Genomic DNA, 21,676 nt, shown 5'->3' on the forward strand with positions numbered 1-21,676 from the left:
TCAGGTCGGCGGCGGAATTCAGGCTACGCCCGCGGCAGCAGAAATCTCGCCTGCCGTCGTGAGCAGCATCGCGAGAATGTCGTCTCGTGATGGCGCGTCGTCGCGGTCGAGACGACGAATATGCGGACAGGTAAGCGCCGCAAGTGGGATTCCGGTCGAGCTGAGAATCGGAGCGGAAATATTGGTGACTCCGGCGGTTTGCTGGCTTGGACGAACCTCGTAGCCTCGCTGTCGCACCTTTGCGATGATTTGCTCGAACCTTTCCGGTAAAGTCTCGCCTGGAATAGGCACTCGCTCGTCGAGCATCAGCTTGCGCTCTGTCTCGGTCACGAAGGCGAGCAAGACGTGGCCCGATCCGGTGTTCAGCAGGCTGATATGCGAACCCACACGTATCGAGAGCCCCCAGTAATCCGGAGCATCGGTCTGTGCGATGACCACTCCGCTGCCCCGGTCATAAACCACCATGTGGCAGGCCTGCTCCGCCTTGCGCGTGAAGCGGCGCATCGCAGGGAGTGCGAGACTTACGAGGCGCCGCATGGGCGGATGCCGATGAGCCAGCCCAAACAGCTTCAGGGACAGTTCGTAGCGATCTTCGCTGGTCCGCACGACGTAGTACCGCCGAACCAGCCGGTCCAGCATCCGGTAGATCTCGTTAGGTGAACGGTCGAGTGCCTTGGCGATTTCGGCCTGCGAGAGTCCCTCATCGGTACTCGACAAGAGCTCGATGATGTCGAGGCCCTTGTCCAGCGCAGGCGCCTTGTAAAGCTCTTCCGTCGTTTCATGTTTCTTCGTCATTGCTCACCCACGGCCCATAGGCGGCGACAATAGCACACGACCGGATTGCCGCCGGCCAGTGCCGCCGACGTTTTCGACGGCTTTTTCGGGGCACTTGACTTTCTTCCATATATGAAAATACTTTCCATATTTGAATAATGGCGGCAAGAGCCTTCGCGGCGTCGCTTGCTGCGCCGGGAGGACGTCAAGGAGTTTCACGCATGATCGTGAGCGAGCTTTTTTTCGAGGATTACCAGATCGGCTTCAGCCGCCGCACCCTCGGCCGCACGATCACGGAAGCAGACATTGTGATCCACGCCGGCCAGACTGGCGACAATTTCCCGCATCATATGGACGCCGAGTGGTGCACCAAGCAGGATTTCAAGCAGCGGATCGCACACGGAACGCTGGTCTTCAGCGTCGGCATCGGCATGACCGCGTCCACGATCAATCCGCACGCAATGTCCTACGGCTACGACCGGTTGCGGTTCATTCGCCCGGTCTTCATCGGTGACACCATCACCGTCAACGCAAGCATCACGACCAAGCGCGACCACGCCAAGCGCGCCGATGTGGGTGTGGTCGTCGAATCGATTGAGATGCTGAATCAGTCCGACGAAACCGTGCTCGTCTGCGAGCATCTCTATCTCGTCAAGCGAAGACGGCCCGGCGACGAGTGCCGCAAACCGCATTGAGACATTGCGCAAGACAACAAAGTTTAAACAAGGGAGGTCCGATGATGTCGCAGAATACCCTGGATTCGCCGCTGGAGAGCGCGATCCGGCGATCCGCATGGCGCTTGCTACCGTTCCTCATGCTAATGCTTGTCCTGGCATTCCTCGATCGGGTCAATATAGGCTTCGTCAAGCTCGCCTATCAGGCCGATACCGGCATCGGGGACGCGGCCTATGCTTTCGGAGCAGGCATTTTCTTTATCGGCTATGCCCTGTTCGAGGTGCCCAGCAATCTCATCATGACGCGCGTCGGCGCACGCACCTGGCTCGCGCGCATCATGGTGAGCTGGGGACTGATCTCCGCGGCGATGATATTCGCGCGTTCGGACACCGTCTTTTATGTCCTGCGCTTTCTCCTCGGAGTCGCTGAGGCTGGCTTTTACCCGGGAGTGCTGCTCTATCTGACCTACTGGTTTCCGGCCAAGCAACGAGCGCGGGCAACCGGCCTGTTCTATCTCGGCGTCCCCCTCTCACTCGTATTCGGGAGCCCGCTCAGCGGCTACTTGCTGCAATTCGATGGGGTGTTGGGGCTGAAGGACTGGCAGTTCGTTCTTGCGGTCGAGGGATTAGCCGCAGCTTTTGTTGGCATCATTGCGTTCTTCTATCTTTGCGACCGGCCCGCGGAGGCGGCCTGGTTGACGCCGGCGGAGCGCAAGGCGCTGTCCGACGAAATCGCGCGGGAGGAAGCCCTCAAGGCGGGGCAGGTAAAGCATTCAGCCCTCGGTGTGCTCAGGGATGTGCGGGTTATCGCCTTCATCTTGGTCTACTTCTGCTTCCAAGTCGGCACCTCGCCGTTCTCTTTCTACTTCCCCTCAAAGCTCGCCTCGGCCACGGGAGGCAAAGTCGACTTTACGATCGGCCTCCTGTTGGCACTTCCCTGGCTGTGCTCGGCGATCGTCACCCTGCTTGCGACCGCATACGCCGATCAGCATCAGAATCATCGCCAGGTCGCTATAGTGCTGATCATCGCCGGCGTTCTGGCATCGGCCGCCGTCGGATTCACCAACAATCCGATTCTGCTGGTGATCGCCTTCTGTATTGCTGTCCCGGGGCTGACCTCGTCGCAGCCGGTCTTTTGGAGCCTGCCGACGCAATATCTGAGCGGCATCGGCGCGGCGAGCGGGATCGCCTTCATCGTATCCCTGGGCAATCTGGGCGGGTTCTTCTCGCCACAGATCAAGACCTATGCGGAGCAGGCCCTTGGCAACAGCAGCGTCGGCTACTTGGTCCTGTCGGTGATTGCAGCCGGTGCCGCAGTCATCCTGCTGGGTCTGCCGCAACATGAACCGCGCGCCCGCTTCGCGCCGCCGCTCGCCAAATTAGACGCCGCAGCCAGGAAGGATCCTGCCTAACCGCGCAATGCGAAGGCAGGCAAGAAAATCAAAGGATCGGCTGAGAATGCCGGCCGTTTTAAAGAGGGCCAGATGAGCAAACGTCTCAGTGGAAAGACCGCCGTTGTGACCGCGGCCGGAAATGGTATCGGGCGCGCGTCCGCAATGATGCTTGCCGCAGAAGGGGCAATGGTGTGGGCGACGGATATCGACCAGGTCGCGCTCGACGAGTTGAGAAGAGATGCAGACCCCGGCTTGCATCTGCGAGCTCATTGCCTGGATATGCTCGATCCGGTCAAGGTAAGGCAATTCGCCGAATCGCTCGGACCGATCGACGTTTTGTTCAACTGCGCAGGCTACGTACATGCAGGAGATATTCTGCATTGCGAGGAGAGCGCTTGGGATCTCAGCTTCGATTTGAACGTGAAAGCGATGTACCGCTCCATCCGGGCGTTTCTTCCCGCAATGATCGAAGCCGGCCGCGGCGGCTCTATTATAAACATGGCGTCCGTTGCTTCGAGCGTGAAAGGTGTCCCGAACCGTTGCGCCTACGGCGCCTCCAAGGCGGCCGTGATCGGTCTGACGAAATCCGTTGCGGCGGACTTCGTATCGCATCAGATTCGTTGCAACGCCATTTGCCCCGGCACGATCGAGTCACCTTCCCTGCAAGCTCGCATAAAGGCACAGGCACTGAAGGACGGACTGGACGATGCCGCAGCACGTCAGAGCTTTACGGCGCGGCAGCCACTCGGAAGACTTGGTCGACCCGACGAGGTCGCGGCTCTCGTCACATATCTTGCTTCGGATGAGTCGGCGTTTACAACAGGAGCCATCCACATCATCGATGGCGGCTGGTCAACTTGAGTAGCTCGGTGGTTGGGCCCCGGCTCCAGCCCGGGAGGACGGAGCGGCATTTCATCCCACACGATCACTTATCGCCAGGCGCGTTCAAAAATGCGCTTTCGACCACATCGCCGATCGGTTGCCAGACATTGCCGTCGAACTGCACCAGACGCATCTGCTTGATCGGGCGGAAATCGGTCGGGCTGGTGTTGATCGCGATCCCCGGCAGCGCGACCGGATTGAGATAGTTCTTCAAGGACGCAGCCTGGCGCATGATGTTCTCGCGCGACAGATCATCGCCGCACTGGTTCAGCACCTGGACCAGGGTCTCTGCCGCGGCGTAGCCGAAGATGGCGTAGCTGTCCTCCTTGTCGCCGTCGGGATAGTATTTGTCCATGAAGGCCGACCATGCCTTGATCGGCGGGTCCTCCTTCCATGCCGCATCGTCGGCGTCCTTCAGGAAGGATGTCGAGATCACGCCGAGCGCATTCTGCAATCCCGCTGGCCGCAGCGCGCTGGCGATCGAGGCCGAGGCATTGTCGAGGATGAAGACCGGATGCCAATCCAGGTCGGCCGCAATGCGAATGGCGCGGGCGGCGATCGCCGGCGCTCCGTTGAACACCAGTATGTCGGCGCCGGAATCCTTCAATATCTTGATCTGCACCTGGATCGAGGTATCGGACGCATCAAAGGCGAGATCGGCGACGATCATGCCGGCGGTATCGCCGAGACCTTCCTGCAATCCCCTGAACAGATCGCGGCCGAACTGATCGTTTTGCCAGAGCACGGCGATCTTGCGGTCGGGATAGGACGCCTGGATGTAATTCGCATAGATCTGGCCCTCCGCGCGGAAGGTCGGCTGCCAGCCCATGCTCCACGGATATGTCTTCGGATTTGCCCATTCCTCGTCGCCCGAAGCGACGAACAATTGCGGGATCTTCTTGTCGTTGAGATAGGTCCGGGTCGCGAGATTGCTCGGCGTGCCGAATGAGCCGAACATCAAGAGCACGCTCTCCTTCTCGACCAGTTCGCGCGTCTGCTGAAGCGCGGTGCGCGGATTGGAGCTGTCGTCGACGGAGATGAACTTGATCTTGCGTCCGTTGATGCCGCCGCGCTCGTTGACCATGTCGAAATAGGCGGCTTCTGCCCTGCCGATGGTCGCAAAGGCCGCCAGGGGTCCGGTGTAGGGCATGACGTTGCCGATGCGGATCTCATTATCCGCGGCGCCTCCCTCGGACGCCTGCTGTGCGCTGGACGGCGCCCACGCGAGAAGCAGTGCGGCGACGAGGGACAGCGACAATCTTGCTTTTCTTTGTTGCATCGGCATCGCCTCAAACCTGCTCGGACGGCAGCCTGCTGCGTTTCCCGCCCACAACAATAGCGCGTAAATATGGGCAGAGAAATGAAATGGTGCGTTGCAGCGATCTAGCGATCATCGACGGTCAGCGCCGAAAGGAACTCCCATCAGCGCGAACAAAGCGGAGAACATTGTCTATTTTATCGCCACCGCCCGGGACGTATAGATCAAAAACACCACCGTGCCGGCCAGCAGGGCTGCAGCCATGAAGATCATCACGGCCGGCAATCCATAGAGCGCCGCCACCGCGCCGGTTATGGACTGCATCAGTGCCGCGCCGAGGAAGAAGGAGAGATTGATCGCCGAAAGCGCCTTGCCTGCGCTCTGGGCGTCGACGAGCTGTCTGGTCATGCCGTAGAGCAGCGGCTGCGCCGAGACGGCAAGACCGATCAGGACGAACAGGACGAGATCATATTGCGGCGGCATGACGGCGACGCCGAACAGGTTAGATACCGGGTAACCCGGAGCTCCCAGGGCCATCAGGAGAAGCAGCAGCGCCGATGCGAAATGGGTTGCCGCAACCAGGGTGCGCCCGTGGCCGAGCCTGCGATCGGCCACGCCGATGCAGACTGGACCTATGATCAGCGCCAGCGTGAACAGGCCGAGCTGGTTGCCGGCTTCGATGCGGGTGAGGCCCTTGACCTCCATCAGCCACGGCCCGCCCCACAATCCCCTGAGCACGAGCGACGCGGCCAGCGAGACCAGCGACAAGGCGACCAGGCCCCGGAGCTGATGGGACAGGCCGAGGCGCAAGACTTCCATCATCTGCGAAAGCGGCGACGAATCGTCCTTGTGTTCAGCCGGCTGTCTCGGCACCAGCGCGAACACCGCAAGCAGCACCGCGACACCACCGACCGCCGATATCCAGAACCCCGCGCGCCAGCCAAAACGCTCGACCACGAAGGCCAGTGGGCTCGACGACAGCAACATGCCGATGTTGCCGATCGACAGGATCGCACCCGACCACAGGCCAAACTTGAACGGGGAAAGCTGTTTCGCAGCCAGCGTCATCGGGCACATCAGCATGCCTGATGTCGCGATCCCCAGCATGAGCTGGCCAACGAGGAAGCTCCCCGGTCCAGTCGCAAACGCCGATGCCGCCGCCCCGAAGATGGTTCCGATGAGCAGGCCCAGGGAGACCGGGCGAACGCCGAAGCGGTCCATCGCGGCGCCGACAGGAACCTGCGATGCGGCAAAGGCGAAATGGTAGATCGAGGTCAGGCTGGCGAGCGTCTGCGGCGGCGTCGCGAAATCGGCGGCCATCAGGTCGAGGCTGATGGCCGGGATCGTCCGCAGCAGGGTCGATAGCATATGGCCACAAGCCAGGGCCAACAGAGCATAAATCAGCGTGCGGGTACTGGACCCCGCATCTTCTTTGGTAACGCCGCCCACGAATCGTCTCGTCTTCCGAGGAATTTCGGGACGGCGTATCACCAATAGGCAGAGAACGCCAATCTCTGCCTAGGTATTGGGCAGTTTAGTGCTTATGGAACACCAGCGTCCGCACCTCGATGCTCTCGCGAGGCTCAGCATCAGCCGGCGTCGTCGGATCGATGAAGGCCGTATGCGGCGCGAAGCGCGTGCGGCCGTCGGTTGCCGAATCGTAGCACTTGAGCAGCAGCGCTTCGTCGGGGGTCATTTCCGGGAAATAGAACCAGCGGTGGTTCGCATTGTATTTCACGGAATAGGTCTCGCCCTGACGGTTCGGATAGATCAAGTCGGAGGCGATGAGATCGCCCGGCTCCACCGACTGGCCGTCGCACATCGCCAGCGGCGCATCGCGCAGCGGCCCGCGGATCGGCCTCCACAGGTTGATCACCTGGGCGCGACCTTTGAGAAGTTCGTTGGCCTCCTCAGGCAGATGTTCGAACACACGGTTGCGGCCGGACAGATCGGTCTGGTCGACATGGACCCGAGTCGCCGGCTGGCGCGGCGTCCCGTCACGCACATCAGGTGCACCCTCGACGCGCTTGCGCACGGTATGGTCGAAGATGACGACCCGATCCGCCTTCAATGTCGCCTTAAGGAAGGCTTCGACGGCGGGATAGTAGACGCGCCTGATTTCGTTGTCGTCGTAGTAGTTCTTCACCACGGTCGGATGCTTGACGAGAGCGAAGCCTTCACGGTCGAGCGAAAACTGGCCCGCGATCAGACGGCCGTCGAAGATCGGAACGTTGTGGGGTTCGGGGAGCGCCGTCGACTTGGGCTCGCCGGGTGGCGGATCAAAGGCGTAGGTGCGCGGCTTGCCCGCTGTCGGGGCGAGATAGTTGAGCTCGGCAGTGACGAAGGGAAGCGACTCGATCTTGGTTTCATGCAGGCCCATGGTGGTTCCCGGACTCCCTATTGTTCGTTCTGCTTCATTTTGGCCGGGTGAACCGTCCCGGCAAGGGAGGCCAAGAAATAGCAACGTTGACATTCTTGCGAGGATGAAACGTGGAAAATCCTTTCGGCACTCTCGACTCGCCAAGCGGATTATTTCCGCCGATCACGCATTCGGGAGGTGCGCTCCCTCTGCTACCCTCGTCATTGCGAGCCGCCGCTCTCTCCCCCGTCATTGCGAGCGCAGCGAAGCAATCCATGCCTCGACAAGCGGAGAGATGGATTGCCTCGCTTCGCTCGCAATGACGCTGGTGTGAGCGCTTTCGCGACTCATCTTGTTCGACCCCAGGGGGAGGTGGAAGATTGGCCCGGGCCTACAAACCCGTGCCCTTGCCGATCGCCGTCGCGAACGAGCGGTCGACGATCTCGGCGGCATTGAGCTGCTGCTTGATCAGACCCCAGCGGTGATAGAGATCGATGGTCTTCTGCTCGTCGCTCACGACGGCGTCATCGATCGGGGTGATCTGGATCTTGGCCCGCGCCAGCCAGTTCAGCGGCACCGAAGTCGGGATGTTCATCAGCTTGCCCCAGGTCTCGGCATAGCCGGCGACATTGTTCTGCGACCATGCCCGCGCCGCGGCGAGGCGACGGACGAAATCCTGCAACTGCTCGTGCTTGTCCTTGATCGCGCTCGGCGTTGCGACCTGAAAGCCGAGGCCGGGCGTGATGCCTTCGGCGGTGATTACGCGGCGCGACTTGAAGAGTACCTCTTCCTGGCTGACATAGGGCTCCCAGGTCGACCAGGCCTCGACCGACCCTTGCGTATAGGCGACCTTGGCGTCCGAGGGTGCGAGGAAGACGATCTGCACATCGCTCGCCTGCCAGCCCCTGGATTCGAGCGCGGCCAGGATCAACTGATGCCCGATCGAGCCGCGGCCGGTTGCGATCTTCTTGCCGCGCAGGTCGTCGAAACTCTTGATCGCGGATGTCTCGGGCACCAGGATCGCGAGCCCTTCGCGCGACTGCCGCACCGCCGCGATCGCTTTCACCGGCACGCCCGCTGCGGCGGCAAAGGTGAAGGGCGCATCGCCGACGAGGCCGGTGTCGATCGCGCCGGCGCTGAGCGCTTCCAACAGCGGTGCGGCCGCCGCGAACTCCTTCCACTCGATCTTGTAGGGCACGTCCTTGAGCACGCCGGCGGCTTCCATCACCGCCTGCGAATTGCCCTTCTGGTCGCCGACGCGCAGCGTGGTTTGCGCGGACGCGATGCTCGTGCCGCTGAGCGCGAGCAAAACAGCGAGAGCAAACCGGATCATTCGGCGGCAATCCCACGCATCGCATTGCGCTGGGCGATCAGCTTGCGCGTCAGCGGGATCAATTCACGGCCATAGTCGATCGCATCGATCAGCGGATCGAAGCCGCGGATCAGGAAGTGACTGACGCCGAGGTCGTAATAATCGGCGAACACCTCCGCCACCTGCTCGGGCGTGCCGACCAGCGCCGTGGTGTTGCTGTTGGCGCCGGTCAGCTTGGCAATCTCGGTCCAAAGCCGCTTGTCGATACGCGCGCCTTGATCGGCAAGCGCAAGCAGCCGCTTCGCGCCCGCGGTGGCATGACCATCAGCCGGCTTGCGGTAGCCGGTCTGGTCCTGCAATTCGGTGGCGCGCTCGAGGATCGACTGCGCCTTGGCCCACGCCTTCTCCTCGGTGTCGGCGAGGATCGGCCGCACCGAGAGGCTGAAGCGCGGCGCCGGCCGGCCGTGCTTGGCGGCAGCAGCGCGTACGCGCGCGGTGACGTCGCGCACCTGCGCATAAGATTCTCCCCACAGCGCGAAGGTGTCGGCGTGCTTGCCCGCGACCTCCACCGCGGCATCCGAGCCGCCGCCGACAAAGGTGTAGATGCCGCCCTTCTGATGCGGCTTGACTTGCGAAAAGCCCCGCTCGACCTGGTAGTACTTGCCGCGATAGTCGAACGGCTTCTCGCTGGTCCATTCCAGGCGGACGATGTCGAGGAATTCGCTGGTGCGCGCATAGCGCTCGTCCTTGTCGTCGAGCGTATTGCCGTCCTGGCGCAGCTCGGTGGCATTGCCGCCAGTGATGACGTGCAGCGAGACGCGGTCAGGGTAGAACCGGTCGAGGGTGGCGAGCTGACGCGCCAAGAGCGTCGGCGCGGTGAAGCCCGGCCGCTGGGCAATCATCACTTTCAACGTCCTGGTGATGCCGAGCACGTGCTGGGCGACCTGCAGCGCATCCGGCGTCGTCGAGTGAAACGCGAGCAGCGCGCGGTCGAAACCGGCAAGCTCATGCGCCTTGGCGACCGTCTCGAGATAGGGCGGATCGAGCACGGGACCGGAGCGCACGATGGTCTCGGACGCATTGTTGTTGGTGATGAAGCCGATGAACTCGACTGACATGGGGAAGCTCCGATTGTTGGCTGTTGTTCAGATGCCCAGCGCCAGGCGTCCGGCGGCGATGCGGGTGGAGTCATCCTGCGGGGTGTGGACGCGGCCGCACAGCACATCGCGAAAATGCCGCTCCAGCGGATTGTGTCGCGACAGGCCGTGATTGCTGGTCAGTGACAGCGCGTCCTCCACCACGGCGACGGCATTGTTGGTCACCGTCAGCTTGACGATATTGGACTCGGTCGCGCTGAGCGGCAAGCCGGCATCGAACTCGGCGGCAAAACTGTCGATCAGGCGTGCATTGACCGCAAGCCGCGCCTCGATGCCGCCGAGGATTTCCTGAGCTCGTGGCAATGTCGCGAGCGGTCCGCCGAGATTGGCCGGAACACGTTCGCGCAGGAACCTGATCAGCCAGTCGCGCGCGGCGCGGGCGATACCGTCATAGATCGCGGCCACGAAGATGGCGTGGATGGTCGCCTGGGTGACATCAGGCGCGGTCCACTCTTCCGGCTTCCGCACGTCGACCTCGTAATCGAGCGGGAACACGACGTCCTCGAAAATCACGTCGTGACTGCCGCTGGCGCGCAGGCCGAGATGGTTCCAGGTCTCCTCGATCCTCGTTCCGGGCAATCCCGCGGGCACCAGGAACTGGCCGACGCGGGTTTCCGGCTCGTCGGTCCTGGCCCACACCAGATACCATTTCAGGATCGGCGCGCCGGTCGAATAGATCTTGCGGCCACTCAGCCGCCAACCCGTCTCTGTGCGGCGCGCAATCGTCGCCGGGAGGCCGCCGCGCGCAGGCGAGCCGAGTTCAGGCTCGACGCGCAGCGCGTTGATCAGCGCGACGCCCTCGACGGTCTCCTTGGCAAGCTTGCGCGATAGGCGTGCAGGCCAGCGCGGGCTGCGCGCCATCACCAGATGGTTGATGTAGTGCATCGAGAGCACCAGCGCCGTCGACGGATCGGCCTTGCCGATGATGGTGAGGATGCGCGCCGTGTCGCGGGCGCCCGCCCCTGCTCCGCCGAGCGCAGCCGGGACGGTCAGCGCGAGCAGACCGGCTTGCGCGAGGTCGTCGAAATTCTCGAACGGAAAGCTGGCGTCACGGTCGTGCGCTGCCGCCCGCCCGGCAATGACCTCGGCGAGCTGTGAGGCGCGCGCAACATGGTCCAGCGCTTCCGACGGCGTCAGCTCTTTCGCCGCAGATGTCACCATGTCGCATCGAGCCCGAGCAGGCCGAGGATCTGCCTGCGCAGATCGGCAAGATAGGGGTCGCCGCGATGGCGCGGATACGGCCGATCGACTTTGACGTCGGCCTTGACGCGCGCCGGGCGGTCGCTAAGCACGATGACGCGGTTGGCGAGGAACAGCGCTTCCTCCGCATCGTGCGTGACGAGCAGCGTGGTGAAGCCCTTGCGCTGCCAGAGCGAGACGATCTCCGCCTGCATGGTGATCCGCGTCAACGAATCCAGCTTGCCGAGCGGCTCGTCGAGGATCAGCACCTTCGGATCGTTGACCAGCGCACGCGCCAGCGCAACGCGCTGCGCCATGCCGCCGGAAAGCTGGTGCGGATAGGCTTTCTTGAAGGCGGAGAGGCCGACGAGATCGATCGCTGCGTCGACACGCTGCCGCTGGCTTTTCAGGATGCCCTGCGCCTCCAGCCCGAGCGCGACATTGTCCCAGACCGAGCGCCAGGGAAACAGCGTCGGGTCCTGGAACACGACGACGCGCGACGGGTGCGGTCCGTTGATGCGGATATCGTCCTCACGCAGCACGCCGCTGCGCGGCTTCTCAAGTCCGGCCACCAGCCGCAGCAGCGTGGACTTGCCGCAGCCGGACGGGCCGAGCAGCGCGACGAACTCGCCGGGCTTGATCGCCAAGCTGACGTCCTCGAGCACGGGCAGCACGGCGCCATCGATATCGAAAGCGTGGCTGACATGCTCGATATCGAGCTCGGCACCGACGGCAGGATAAGTGATCGCTTCGGCCAAAGCGGCGGCTACCATTTGACGACACCTTTCTGCCAGACCAGCAGGCGGTCGCGCGTCTTGAACAGCAGCGTGATCGCGCCGGAGCAAAGCAGCGACATCACGATCAGCGCGGCATACATGTTGGCATAGGCCGCCCAGCCCTGCGCCCACTGCAAATACCAGCCAAGCCCGGCCTTGACGCCGATCATCTCGGCCACCACCAGCACCGCGAACGAGGCGCCGAGCCCCATGAACAGGCCGACGAAGACATGCGGCAGCGCCGCGGGGATGGCCACCTTCAGCACCAGGAAGGACGGTTTGGCGCCAAGCGTCCGTGCGACGTCGTAATAGGCGTTCGGCACGCTCGCAACGCCGGACCAGGTCAGGACTGTTACCGGGAAACCGGTGGCAAGCGCGATCAGGAAGGTGCTCGCGCTCCAGCTCGAGGGAAAGGTGAAGAAGGCGAAGGGCAGCCAGGCGGTGGCCGGCAACGGTCCGATGAAGCGCAGCACCGGATGCACCCAGTAGCCCACCTTCTGCGACCAGCCGATCGATACGCCGGTCAAAAACCCGATGGCCGCGCCGATGATATAGCCACCGAGCTGCAGCTTCACGGATGCGATGACGCTGTTGAACAGCTTTGGCAGATCATCGGTATAGACTTCCACGATCGCCTGCGGCGGCGGGAAGAACGGCAGCGGCAGCCAGCCGAATTTTGCGGTGGCAATCTCCCAGAGCGTCAGAAACGACCCGAGCGCCACCAGCCACGGCGCGCGCCGGCGCAGCGCCACGCCGGCGCCACCGAGAAAATCGGCGCCGAGTGTCCCAAGCAGTGCAAGCGCTGCGATCAAGAACGCGCCGATCGCAACCCCATTCGTTCGCGACCAGTCGCCAAGATCTTCCCAGTAGAGGCTGGACGCGCCGAACGCCAGCCACGCGGCGCCGGCGGCCAGGCCGGCGCCATAGCCGCCACTGCGCAGCTTCTCAAGCCAGCCCGGGCTGACGCCGGCCGCGGCCTGTCCCGCGGCGGCCGATGCGTCAGACACTGAATACGTCGACATAAATCCGTTCCGCGAATTTCGCCGTGTCAGTGCTTTGCTTGAACACCGAGACGGTCTTCAGATCGTCGGCGTACCCTTTCAGCTCGCGCTTCAGGACTTCGCCAACAGGGTGATGGTGATGGGTGTGATAGCGCGCCATCGCTTCGAGATCGGCGAGCGTCGCAGTCTTCGGCGCATAGGGCTGGAACGACTTCGCGGCCTTGTCCGGATTCTGCGAGGTGAACATGGCGGCATCGAGCAGCGCCTGCGTGATGGCGCGCGCGACATGCGGCTCATTACGCACGAGAGAGCCGCGGAGGCCGACGATGCAGCAGGTCTTGTCGCGATATTCACCGTCGAGATTAGACGCGACTTCCTTGTACTGGCTGTCCTTGAGCCAGAGATAAGCGAGCGGATCGGAGGCGAGGAACGCCTGCACCTCGCCCTTCTCGACCGCGACGTTGAGAAGGTTGCCGGGATAAGCGCGCCAGTCGACGTCCTTGTTCGGATCAAAGCCCTGCTTGGCAAGCTGGATCGAGAAGAAGTTCTTGTCGGGGCCGGCGAGATCGCCGACAGCGACGATCTTGCCCTTGAGGTCGGCGAGCTTGTCGACGCCGGAGCCTGCGCGGGTCAGCACGCGCATGCAGCCGCCATGGGTGCCGGCGGCGATCTTGACGTCAAAGCCCTGCTCCAGCGGCTTGAGCCAGCGCAGCGCCATGCCGAGCCCGGCATCGCTCTTGCCGGTGGCGATCGCCTCCAGCAGCTGGTCGGTGGAGCCGCTGTAATTGACGAGTTCGATGTCGAGGTTCTGCTTCTGGAAGAAGCCGTAGTCGATTGCGACCGGCAGCGGCGCAAGACACACCGCGCCTGCGTTCCATGACAGCTTCAATTTGCGCGGCGCACCGGTCAGCGGCGGCGCGTCAGATGCCGTCTTGCAGATCGGGAATTCGGAGAAGTCGATCGCCGGTATTGCACCGCGCGCGGAAAACGCCTGCGCGCCAAACGCGCCGATCGGCGCGGCAAACGCGGCAGCCGCGCCGGCCCGGAGCAGCGTCCGCCGATCCATCGCCAATCTATTCTTCTTCTCTTCAATCGACATGCTCACCCCTATGTCCGACATGGCTCCGCCGTCCGCGCGAACGGCCCAGCCCGCGCACATCTCATCCAGAGCTATTGTTGTAAGAAGGCGGATTTCTCCGGCGCTATTGGCACCCAATGCAACCGCCAAATGATGCGGTGCAATCGTGCCATCGTCAATGAAATGGAATTTCGAATGTGGCGCACGCGAAAGGGATTATCTCCACGATCCCAGCGGCGGACGATGAAACGATTTCGTCGTGACGCGATCGTCGGCAGCGCACGTACTGACGCAAATCGCGCGGGAATTTAGCCCTCTTGTAACGGTGCGCGTGGCGCCTTCTCCGCCGAGGAACCCAACGAGACGTTCTTTGTCGCCAGCCGCGGCAATACAGATTTCCGTTTCGTTGACTGCGCGGGGTTCGCTCATAGACTCGATGGAACGCTCATGTGCTCTCTGCGCAATGGGCGAATGAAATCACAAAAGAGATGGACATGCGCAGGCTCACTCGCTTTCACTCCGTTACGCGCAAGCTGGCGACTGCTTTCGTCGCTACCGCAATCACCCTTTCCTCAGTTCTCGCAGCGCTGGCCGACGACGCAATCGTGTTGCGGGTCGGCGACCAGAAGGGCGGCAACCGTTCGCTGCTCGACATCTCAGGTTTCGGAACGAATCTGCCCTACAAGATCGAGTGGTCGGAATTTCCTGCGGCCGCGCCGATCCTCGAAGCCTTGAACGCGGGCGCGCTCGACGTCGGCTATACCGGCGACCTTTCCTTTTTGTCGGTCTATGCGTCGGGCGCGCCGATCAAGGCGATCGGCGGCACGCGCTCCGAGGCCAAAACGCAAGCCATCCTGGTGCGCGAGGATTCGCCGATCAAGACCGCGGCTGATCTCAGGGGCAAGCGTCTCGCCGGCACGCGAGGCGGCTGGGGGCAATTCCTGATCGACGCGACGCTGGAGAAATCCGGCTACAAGCTCGAGGACGCGACCTTCGCGCCGCTCGGTCCGGTCGACGCCAAGATCGCGCTGCTTGCGGGATCGATCGACGCCTGGGCGGTGTGGGAGCCCTATATTTCGTTTGCGACGCTGAAGGACAAAGCACGCGTCGTTGCCGACGGCCAGGGCCTGACGCCGACGATCACCTTCATTGTCGCCTCCGATAACGCTATCGCCACCAAGCGCGCCGCGGTGCAGGACCTGCTGCAGCGACTGAACAAGGCACGGCTGTGGTCGCTCGATCATCTCGCCGACTATGCGAAGAACACGGCCGAGCTGACCAAACTTCCGGAGGACGTGCTGCTGAGCGCCTATACCGCGCAGAAGACCAGCCCGATCGCGATCGACGAGAACGTGGTCAAGGAAGTGCAGGAAGCCTCCGACCGCGCCACACGCTACGGCATCCTGTCGAAGACGCTCGACGTCGGCAAAGCCGTCGATCGCAGCTTCACCGCGGGCGCCAGTCTGAATTGATTGTCTCTTGAAAGGGCGGTTGGTGCCGCCGCGATGGACGCTGCGCCCCCTCTCCCGCTTGCGGGAGAACATTGGGCTGAGGGTGTCTCCACGATGGGACCATCCGTGAGGAGAGAGCCCTCACCCGGCGCTAAGCGCCGACCTCTCCCGCAAGCGGGAGAGGTGTCGTAAAGCGAGGAGACGTCGGATGCCCGGTCCTCTTCATCTTGCGCTCATCGTCGCCGGCCACCTGGCCTGCATGGCCTTGCTCGTGGGGCTTTCGCTTTGATGGCTTGTTCCCACGAGCGCCGATTGCCGCGCCCCGCGTTGCGGAGGAATAGAGGGTCAGGCCTCACGCGAACGCCGGGCGCGCTTATAGCAAAAAGGCCCCCGCTTCCGGAGGCCTTTTGCCTTAGACCGCGTCCTTGGCGGCCTTGACCGGGCGAGCCCGGACGACCTTGCGGGCCGGCTTGGCCTTGAACACCGTCTCTTCGCCGGTGAAGGGGTTGATGCCCTTGCGCGCCTTGGTCGCGGGCTTCTTGATCACCACGAACTTCGCGAAGCCGGGGACGAGGAACACGCCGTTCTTCTTCAGCTCCTTATGACCGACGTCCGTGAGGGTATCCATCACGTTCTTGACGTCGCGCTTGGAGAGTTCGGTGGTGGTCGCGATCTTCTCGATCAGTTGCGACTTCGACAGTTGGGTAGCCATGGTTGCTCCATTGATTCTGGAAACGGCACGTTATGGCGGAAACCGGCTAAAAAAACAGGGTTTTCAGCATTCTTCACAGCTATATCGCCGCTGATACACCGGAATCCTGCATTTTTCCCGGGTTTTTTCGCTGGTCGAGGCCCTCCATTGCCTCCGACAGCATCTCTCTACGCCCGCGAACGGGCCATCCGGCACCCTGCCGACCCCTATTTTTCCGCTGCAGATTCGCACTCAGTGATTCGCGGTCCCTGCCGAAGCTCGCCTCACTGAGCCGCAGCCGATAACGCCGGTCTGGTGTGGGGCCAGGACAATGATCGTTCAGATTGCGCGGCAATTGAGAAAATGACCTGGGGTTCCCCTTCCCACACAACATCGGCTAAAGACGGCCTGCGGCCCCACGCCGCGCGCTGCCCGACGCTACTTTCTGGAGACCTTGTATGGATTTGGCCCGCCTCGAGATCAACCGCCGCACCGCACTTCTGACGTCGGCCGCCATCGCCGCCAACGTCATCAACCCGATGCGGGCATTTGCGCAGGAGACGCCGCGCAAGGGCGGCGTGTTCAACGTCCACTACGGCGCCGAGCAGCGCCAGCTCAATCCGAGCCTGCAGGCCTCGACCGGCGTCTACATCATCGGCGGCAAGATCCAGGAGAACCTGGTCGACCTCGACGCCGACGGCAAGCCGGTCGGCGTGCTCGCCGAGAGCTGGGAAGCCACCCCCGACGGCAAGACCGTCACCTTCAAATTGCGCAAGGGCATCACCTGGCACGACGGCAAGCCGTTCACCTCCGATGACGTCGCGTTCACCGCGATGAACATGTGGAAGAAGATCCTGAACTATGGCTCGACGCTGCAACTGTTCCTGACCGCCGTCGATACGCCCGATCCGCAGACCGCGATCTTCCGCTACGAGCGGCCGATGCCGCTCAACCTGCTGCTGCGCGCCCTGCCCGACCTCGGCTACGTCTCGGCTAAGCACCTTTACGAGAATGGCGACATCCGCCAGAACCCGACCAATCTGGCGCCTGTTGGCACCGGCCCGTTCAAGTTCGTCAAATATGAACGCGGGCAATACATCATCGCCGACCGCAATCCCGACTACTGGCGGCCGAACGCGCCCTATCTCGACCGCATCGTCTGGAAGGTGATCACCGACCGCGCCGCCGCCGCGGCGCAGATGGAGGCCGGCGAGTTGCACTACAGCCCGTTCTCGGGACTTACGATCTCGGACATGGCGCGGCTCGGCAAGGACAAGCGCTTCATCGTCTCCACCAAGGGCAACGAGGGCAACGCGCGCACCAACACGATCGAGTTCAACTTCCGCCGCAGCGAACTTTCCGACATCCGCGTCCGCCGCGCCATCGCGCATGCGATCAACGTGCCGTTCTTCATCGACAACTTCCTCGGCGACTTCGCCAAGCTCGGCACCGGCCCGATCCCCTCGACCTCGACCGACTTCTACCCGGGTGCGGACACGCCGCAATATCCTTACGACAAGGCCAAGGCGGTCGCGCTGCTCAATGAAGCCGGCTACAAGCCGGGCCCCGGCGGCACGCGCTTCTCGCTCCGGCTGTTGCCCGCACCGTGGGGCGAGGACATCTCGCTGTGGTCGACCTTCATCCAGCAATCGCTGCAGGAGATCGGCATCCCCGTGGAGATCGTGCGCAATGACGGCGGCGGGTTCCTGAAGCAGGTTTACGACGACCACGCCTTCGACCTCGCCACCGGCTGGCACCAGTACCGCAACGATCCCGCGGTATCGACCACGGTCTGGTATCGATCCGGCCAGCCCAAGGGCGCGCCCTGGACCAATCAATGGGACTGGGAAAACAAGACAGTCGACAAGACCATCGACGATGCGGCCACCGAGGTCGATCCGGTCAAGCGCAAGGCGCTCTATGCCGAGTTCGTCAAGGAAGTGAATACGGAACTGCCGGTCTGGATGCCGATCGAGCAGATCTTCGTCACAGTCATCACGGCAAAAGCCCGCAACCACTCAAACACGCCCCGCTGGGGCTCGTCGAGCTGGCACGATCTTTGGCTTTCCGCGTGATCCTCAATACGTCAAGATGAGACCATGCGCATCTTGAGCCTTGCGGGGCGGCGGCTCGCCGCCTCGATCCCGACCCTGTTCCTGATCCTGATTGGCGTCTTCCTGCTGCTGCAGACGGCACCGGGCGACACCGTCGACGCGCTGATGGCGCAAATGGGCGGCGGCGACGCCGCGACTGCGCGCGAATTGCGTCAGTTCTACGGGCTCGACCTGTCAATCCCGATGCAGCTCGCCAACTATCTCTGGCGCCTGGTCCGACTCGATCTCGGTTTCTCCTCGATCTATGGCAAGCCGGTCGCCTCCGTGATCCTGGAGCGGCTGCCGCCGACCATCCTCCTGATGACGGCGTCGCTGTCGTTCGCGTTCTTCTTCGGCCTCGTGTTCGGCGTGATCGCCGCGCGCGGCGTCAACCGCTGGCCGGATACGCTGATTTCGACGCTCGGATTGATCTTCTATGCGACGCCCTCGTTCTGGTTCGGCCTGATGGCGATCGTTGCGTTCTCGGTCTACCTGCAATGGCTGCCGTCGGGCGGCTTCGAGGATATCGGCACCGTGCAGACCGGCATCTGGCGCATGCTCGACATTGCAAGGCATCTCGTGTTGCCGACCTTCACGCTCGGGCTGATCTTCCTCGCCATTTACCTGCGCATCATGCGCGCCTCGATGCTTGAGGTGCTCAATCTCGATTTCGTCCGCACCGCCCGCGCCAAAGGCCTGGACGAGACCCACGTCGTGACCCGGCATGTGCTGCGCAATGCCCTGCTGCCGATGGTGACGCTGATCGGACTGCAGGCCGGCACCATGCTCGGCGGCTCGGTCGTCGTCGAAAGCGTGTTCTCGCTGCCGGGCCTCGGGCGGCTGGCCTACGAGTCCGTGGTACAGCGCGACCTCAACACGCTGCTTGGCATCGTCTTCGTCTCGGCCCTGCTCGTGATCGTGGTCAACTTCGTGACCGACCTCCTCTATGCGCGGCTCGATCCGCGGATCTCGGCGGATAGCTGACATGGACGCGCTGAAACGCTATTTCCGCAGCCCCGCCGCGGTGATCGGCCTGGTCCTGCTACTCGTCGTGATCGGGATGGCGATCAGCGCCGGCTTCCTCTATCCGCGCGATCCGCTGTCGCTCGCAGGGCGCCCGCTGATCTGGCCGTTCTCCAACCCGCGTTTCCTGCTCGGCACCGACAATTCCGGGCGCGATATCGCCGCGCAAATTTTCTACGGCGCGCGGATCTCGCTTCTGATCGGCGGCGTCGCGACGGCGATCGCGATCCTGATCGGGATCCTGGTCGGCGCCTTTGCCGGCTATTATGGCGGCTGGGTCGACAATGTCCTGATGCGGATCACAGAGGCATTCCAGACCCTGCCGAATTTCGTGCTGCTGCTGGTGCTGGTCGCGGTGTTCGGCTCGACGCTGACGACCGTCACCATTGCGGTCGGCGTCGTATCCTGGCCGGCGCCGGCGCGATTGACCCGTGCCGAGTTCCTCTCACTGCGCAACCGCGAGTTCGTCCAGGCCGGCAAGACGCTGGGGATGCGGGACATCAAGATCATCCTCGGCGAGATTCTGCCCAATGCGCTGCCGCCGGTCATCGTCTATGCCAGCGTCGTGATGGCGGTCGCGATCCTCCTGGAGAGCGCGCTCGCTTTCCTCAGACTATCCGATCCCAATGTCGCCTCGTGGGGCAATCTGATCGGGCTCGGCCGCGACGTGCTGCGCGTGCAGTGGTACGTCTCGGCGATCCCTGGGATCGCCATTCTCGTCACCGTGCTCGCGGTATCGCTGGTCGGCCAGGGGCTGAATGATGCGCTCAATCCGAGGCTGAAGAGCCGATGAGCGACGCCATTCTTTCGCTCGAGAAGTTGAGCGTGCGCCTGCCGGAGGGCGCCGACCGGCCCCATGCGCTGTCGGACGTTTCGCTGTCGATCGCCTCGAACGAGATCCTCTGCGTGGTCGGCGAATCCGGCTCCGGCAAGTCGATGATGGCGAACACCATCATGCGGCTATTGCCGAACGAGGTGAAAATCGAGAATGGCCGGATGCTGTTCGAGAGCCGCGATCTCTGCGCCGCCGATACGGCCGAGATGCGCGAGGTGCGTGGCGCCGGCATCGCCATGATCTTCCAGGAGCCGATGACCGCGCTCAACCCGCTGCGCACCATCGGCGACCAGATCGGCGAAATGTTCTCGATCCACACCGAACTATCGAAGGCCGAGATCAACGCGCGCGTGCTGGCGCTGCTCGCCGACGTCCGCATTCCCGATCCCAAGCTGGCCGCAAAGGCCTATCCGCATGAGCTTTCCGGCGGCCAGCGCCAGCGCGCCATGATCGCGATGGCGCTGGCGCTCGACCCAAAGCTCCTGATCGCAGACGAGCCGACCACCGCACTCGACGTCACCACGCAGGCGCAGATATTGAAGCTGATCCGCGACCTGCAGCAACGCAAGAAGACGGCGGTGCTGTTCATCACCCATGATTTCGGCGTGGTCGCCGAGATCGCCGATCGCGTCGTGGTGATGCAGCACGGCAGGATCGTGGAGCAAGGCACGGCTCATGAGGTGCTGAGCCATCCGGCGCACCCCTATACCAGGCAGCTCATTGCAGCCGTTCCGCCGCTGAAAGCACCGCCGCCACGGCCGCTCTCGGGCGAGAACATCCTGACGATTGCCAACGTCTCAAAGACCTATCGCACCGGCGGCTTCCTGGGACGTGGCGCACGCGTCACGGCCGCAGTCAAGGACACTTCTCTCAATCTGCCCAAGGGCGCAACGCTTGGCATCGTCGGTGAATCCGGCTCGGGCAAGTCGACCCTGGCGCGCTGCATCGTACGCCTGATCGATCCCGATAGCGGATCGACCGTACTCAACGGCAAGGACTGGGCAAAACTGTCGCGCGAGGAAGTCCGCCGCCAGACCCGGCATATCCAGATGGTGTTCCAGGATCCGTTTGCCTCGCTCAACCCGCGCCGAAAGGCCGCCGAGCTGGTCGCGCAAGGCCCCATTGTTCACGGCACGCCGCGCGCCACGGCGATTGCCGAAGCCAGGAAATTGTTCGAACTGGTCGGGCTTGATCCGTCCGCCGGCGATCGCTACCCGCATGAATTCTCCGGCGGCCAGCGCCAGCGCATCGGGCTGGCACGGGCACTGGCGCTGAAGCCTGACGTGCTGGTCGCGGACGAGCCGGTCTCCGCGCTCGACGTTTCCGTGCAGGCGCAGGTATTGAAGCTCTTGGCCGATCTGCGCCAGCGGCTCGGCCTCTCCATCATCTTCATCACCCACGACCTGCGCGTCGCCGCGCAGATCTGCGACCTCGTCGCCGTCATGAAGGATGGCACGGTCGTCGAGCAGGGATTGGCCGCCGAAGTGTTCGGCAACCCGACGCACCCCTACACGAAGGCGCTGCTGGATTCGATTCCCGGCGGCGAGTTCGCGCGCGAGCACGAGACGGTGAGCGTGTAGCGTTCGATTTGGCCGCAATCCGAACAGAGCGGCTGAAGGAATCCGCTCTTGTCCGTGACTGCCAAGGCGGCGGAAAGCCCGACTAAAGCGTGATGGCATTAGGTTCGATAACCTGAATTTTCGAGATAGTTCGCGCATTCTTCAGAGGTGAATGCTGGC

General features: G+C 63.0%; 19 protein-coding genes. 8 read left to right on the forward strand and 11 right to left on the reverse strand.

Annotated features, from left to right (window positions below; all coding sequences use genetic code 11):
* Positions 1 to 18 precede the first annotated feature (18 nt).
* Entirely contained in the window at positions 19 to 795 is a 777-nt protein-coding gene (locus AC5ZG1_RS35435) for an IclR family transcriptional regulator (protein ID WP_208824636.1), read from the reverse strand.
* A gap of 200 nt (positions 796 to 995) precedes the next feature.
* On the opposite strand from AC5ZG1_RS35435, the gene AC5ZG1_RS35440 reads away from it, so the two are divergent.
* The 3 genes from AC5ZG1_RS35440 to AC5ZG1_RS35450 all read left to right on the forward strand — a co-directional run bounded on the left by AC5ZG1_RS35440 (position 996) and on the right by AC5ZG1_RS35450 (position 3,703).
* The gene (locus AC5ZG1_RS35440; protein WP_456644001.1) at positions 996 to 1,469 is read left to right on the forward strand and encodes a MaoC family dehydratase; all 474 of its coding nucleotides are present in this window, start codon (positions 996 to 998) and stop codon (positions 1,467 to 1,469) included.
* 44 nt (positions 1,470 to 1,513) lie between these two features.
* Positions 1,514 to 2,860 carry an MFS transporter gene (locus AC5ZG1_RS35445; protein WP_474419038.1) on the forward strand — a complete coding sequence of 449 codons (1,347 nt, stop codon included), beginning with the start codon at positions 1,514 to 1,516 and terminating at the stop codon, positions 2,858 to 2,860.
* A 72-nt stretch (positions 2,861 to 2,932) separates the two neighbouring features.
* The gene (locus AC5ZG1_RS35450) at positions 2,933 to 3,703 is read left to right on the forward strand and encodes an SDR family oxidoreductase (protein ID WP_496135647.1); all 771 of its coding nucleotides are present in this window, start codon (positions 2,933 to 2,935) and stop codon (positions 3,701 to 3,703) included.
* A 64-nt stretch (positions 3,704 to 3,767) separates the two neighbouring features.
* Here the strand turns inward: AC5ZG1_RS35450 and AC5ZG1_RS35455 are convergent, their stop codons facing one another.
* The 9 genes from AC5ZG1_RS35455 to AC5ZG1_RS35495 all read right to left on the reverse strand — a co-directional run bounded on the left by AC5ZG1_RS35455 (position 3,768) and on the right by AC5ZG1_RS35495 (position 13,865).
* Positions 3,768 to 5,003 carry an ABC transporter substrate-binding protein gene (locus AC5ZG1_RS35455; RefSeq protein WP_496135648.1) on the reverse strand — a complete coding sequence of 412 codons (1,236 nt, stop codon included), beginning with the start codon at positions 5,001 to 5,003 and terminating at the stop codon, positions 3,768 to 3,770.
* 171 nt (positions 5,004 to 5,174) lie between these two features.
* Entirely contained in the window at positions 5,175 to 6,431 is a 1,257-nt protein-coding gene (locus tag AC5ZG1_RS35460; protein WP_496135649.1) for an MFS transporter, read from the reverse strand.
* Positions 6,432 to 6,516: 85 nt separating this feature from the next.
* Positions 6,517 to 7,362, reverse strand: a complete 846-nt coding sequence (locus AC5ZG1_RS35465; protein ID WP_496135650.1) for a CmcJ/NvfI family oxidoreductase — start codon at positions 7,360 to 7,362, stop codon at positions 6,517 to 6,519.
* 370 nt (positions 7,363 to 7,732) lie between these two features.
* Entirely contained in the window at positions 7,733 to 8,674 is a 942-nt protein-coding gene (locus AC5ZG1_RS35470) for an ABC transporter substrate-binding protein (RefSeq protein ID WP_496135651.1), read from the reverse strand.
* A complete protein-coding gene (locus tag AC5ZG1_RS35475) occupies positions 8,671 to 9,771 on the reverse strand; it encodes an LLM class flavin-dependent oxidoreductase (protein WP_496135652.1) in 1,101 nt (366 codons plus the stop codon). The genes AC5ZG1_RS35470 and AC5ZG1_RS35475 overlap by 4 nt, the downstream gene beginning before the upstream one ends.
* 27 nt (positions 9,772 to 9,798) lie before the next feature.
* Positions 9,799 to 10,971 carry an acyl-CoA dehydrogenase family protein gene (locus AC5ZG1_RS35480; protein ID WP_496135653.1) on the reverse strand — a complete coding sequence of 391 codons (1,173 nt, stop codon included), beginning with the start codon at positions 10,969 to 10,971 and terminating at the stop codon, positions 9,799 to 9,801.
* A complete protein-coding gene (locus AC5ZG1_RS35485) occupies positions 10,965 to 11,762 on the reverse strand; it encodes an ABC transporter ATP-binding protein (protein ID WP_456643992.1) in 798 nt (265 codons plus the stop codon). The genes AC5ZG1_RS35480 and AC5ZG1_RS35485 overlap by 7 nt, the downstream gene beginning before the upstream one ends.
* A complete protein-coding gene (locus AC5ZG1_RS35490) occupies positions 11,756 to 12,787 on the reverse strand; it encodes an ABC transporter permease (protein WP_456643991.1) in 1,032 nt (343 codons plus the stop codon). Before AC5ZG1_RS35490 ends, AC5ZG1_RS35485 begins: the two co-directional genes overlap by 7 nt.
* Positions 12,765 to 13,865, reverse strand: coding sequence for an ABC transporter substrate-binding protein (locus tag AC5ZG1_RS35495; protein WP_496135654.1), 1,101 nt, complete (start codon positions 13,863 to 13,865; stop codon positions 12,765 to 12,767). The genes AC5ZG1_RS35490 and AC5ZG1_RS35495 overlap by 23 nt, the downstream gene beginning before the upstream one ends.
* A 473-nt stretch (positions 13,866 to 14,338) precedes the next feature.
* Between AC5ZG1_RS35495 and AC5ZG1_RS35500 the strand changes: the two genes are divergently transcribed.
* Entirely contained in the window at positions 14,339 to 15,316 is a 978-nt protein-coding gene (locus AC5ZG1_RS35500) for an ABC transporter substrate-binding protein (protein WP_496135655.1), read from the forward strand.
* Between the two features lie 391 nt (positions 15,317 to 15,707).
* On the opposite strand, the gene AC5ZG1_RS35505 is transcribed toward AC5ZG1_RS35500, so the two are convergent.
* Positions 15,708 to 16,007, reverse strand: coding sequence for an HU family DNA-binding protein (locus tag AC5ZG1_RS35505; protein WP_028164358.1), 300 nt, complete (start codon positions 16,005 to 16,007; stop codon positions 15,708 to 15,710).
* 437 nt (positions 16,008 to 16,444) lie between these two features.
* Here AC5ZG1_RS35505 and AC5ZG1_RS35510 point away from each other — a divergent pair, with 437 nt between their 5' ends.
* The 4 genes from AC5ZG1_RS35510 to AC5ZG1_RS35525 are packed head-to-tail and all read left to right on the forward strand — an operon-like array spanning position 16,445 to position 21,517.
* A complete protein-coding gene (locus AC5ZG1_RS35510; protein ID WP_496135656.1) occupies positions 16,445 to 18,061 on the forward strand; it encodes an ABC transporter substrate-binding protein in 1,617 nt (538 codons plus the stop codon).
* A gap of 24 nt (positions 18,062 to 18,085) precedes the next feature.
* Positions 18,086 to 19,063 carry an ABC transporter permease gene (locus AC5ZG1_RS35515; protein ID WP_496135657.1) on the forward strand — a complete coding sequence of 326 codons (978 nt, stop codon included), beginning with the start codon at positions 18,086 to 18,088 and terminating at the stop codon, positions 19,061 to 19,063.
* Position 19,064: 1 nt separating this feature from the next.
* Complete coding sequence (locus tag AC5ZG1_RS35520) at positions 19,065 to 19,895, forward strand: ABC transporter permease (protein ID WP_496135658.1); 831 nt, start codon at positions 19,065 to 19,067, stop codon at positions 19,893 to 19,895.
* A complete protein-coding gene (locus tag AC5ZG1_RS35525; RefSeq protein WP_496135659.1) occupies positions 19,892 to 21,517 on the forward strand; it encodes an ABC transporter ATP-binding protein in 1,626 nt (541 codons plus the stop codon). Before AC5ZG1_RS35520 ends, AC5ZG1_RS35525 begins: the two co-directional genes overlap by 4 nt.
* Positions 21,518 to 21,676 lie beyond the last annotated feature (159 nt).

The sequence above is a fragment of the Bradyrhizobium sp. Leo78 genome (assembly GCF_059512425.1).

Excerpts from the sequence above, each read along its gene's own strand:
- AC5ZG1_RS35440 (WP_456644001.1), top strand. The coding sequence starts at position 996 with ATGATCGTGAGCGAGCTTTTTTTCGAGGATTACCAGATCGGCTTCAGC.
- AC5ZG1_RS35515 (WP_496135657.1), top strand. The coding sequence starts at position 18,086 with ATGCGCATCTTGAGCCTTGCGGGGCGGCGGCTCGCCGCCTCGATCCCG.
- AC5ZG1_RS35445 (WP_474419038.1), top strand. The coding sequence starts at position 1,514 with ATGTCGCAGAATACCCTGGATTCGCCGCTGGAGAGCGCGATCCGGCGA.
- AC5ZG1_RS35490 (WP_456643991.1), bottom strand. The coding sequence starts at position 12,787 with ATGTCGACGTATTCAGTGTCTGACGCATCGGCCGCCGCGGGACAGGCC.
- AC5ZG1_RS35475 (WP_496135652.1), bottom strand. The coding sequence starts at position 9,771 with ATGTCAGTCGAGTTCATCGGCTTCATCACCAACAACAATGCGTCCGAG.
- AC5ZG1_RS35435 (WP_208824636.1), bottom strand. The coding sequence starts at position 795 with ATGACGAAGAAACATGAAACGACGGAAGAGCTTTACAAGGCGCCTGCG.
- AC5ZG1_RS35470 (WP_496135651.1), bottom strand. The coding sequence starts at position 8,674 with ATGATCCGGTTTGCTCTCGCTGTTTTGCTCGCGCTCAGCGGCACGAGC.
- AC5ZG1_RS35510 (WP_496135656.1), top strand. The coding sequence starts at position 16,445 with ATGGATTTGGCCCGCCTCGAGATCAACCGCCGCACCGCACTTCTGACG.
- AC5ZG1_RS35455 (WP_496135648.1), bottom strand. The coding sequence starts at position 5,003 with ATGCAACAAAGAAAAGCAAGATTGTCGCTGTCCCTCGTCGCCGCACTG.
- AC5ZG1_RS35525 (WP_496135659.1), top strand. The coding sequence starts at position 19,892 with ATGAGCGACGCCATTCTTTCGCTCGAGAAGTTGAGCGTGCGCCTGCCG.
- AC5ZG1_RS35505 (WP_028164358.1), bottom strand. The coding sequence starts at position 16,007 with ATGGCTACCCAACTGTCGAAGTCGCAACTGATCGAGAAGATCGCGACC.
- AC5ZG1_RS35500 (WP_496135655.1), top strand. The coding sequence starts at position 14,339 with ATGCGCAGGCTCACTCGCTTTCACTCCGTTACGCGCAAGCTGGCGACT.
- AC5ZG1_RS35495 (WP_496135654.1), bottom strand. The coding sequence starts at position 13,865 with ATGTCGATTGAAGAGAAGAAGAATAGATTGGCGATGGATCGGCGGACG.
- AC5ZG1_RS35485 (WP_456643992.1), bottom strand. The coding sequence starts at position 11,762 with ATGGTAGCCGCCGCTTTGGCCGAAGCGATCACTTATCCTGCCGTCGGT.
- AC5ZG1_RS35520 (WP_496135658.1), top strand. The coding sequence starts at position 19,065 with ATGGACGCGCTGAAACGCTATTTCCGCAGCCCCGCCGCGGTGATCGGC.
- AC5ZG1_RS35450 (WP_496135647.1), top strand. The coding sequence starts at position 2,933 with ATGAGCAAACGTCTCAGTGGAAAGACCGCCGTTGTGACCGCGGCCGGA.
- AC5ZG1_RS35480 (WP_496135653.1), bottom strand. The coding sequence starts at position 10,971 with ATGGTGACATCTGCGGCGAAAGAGCTGACGCCGTCGGAAGCGCTGGAC.
- AC5ZG1_RS35465 (WP_496135650.1), bottom strand. The coding sequence starts at position 7,362 with ATGGGCCTGCATGAAACCAAGATCGAGTCGCTTCCCTTCGTCACTGCC.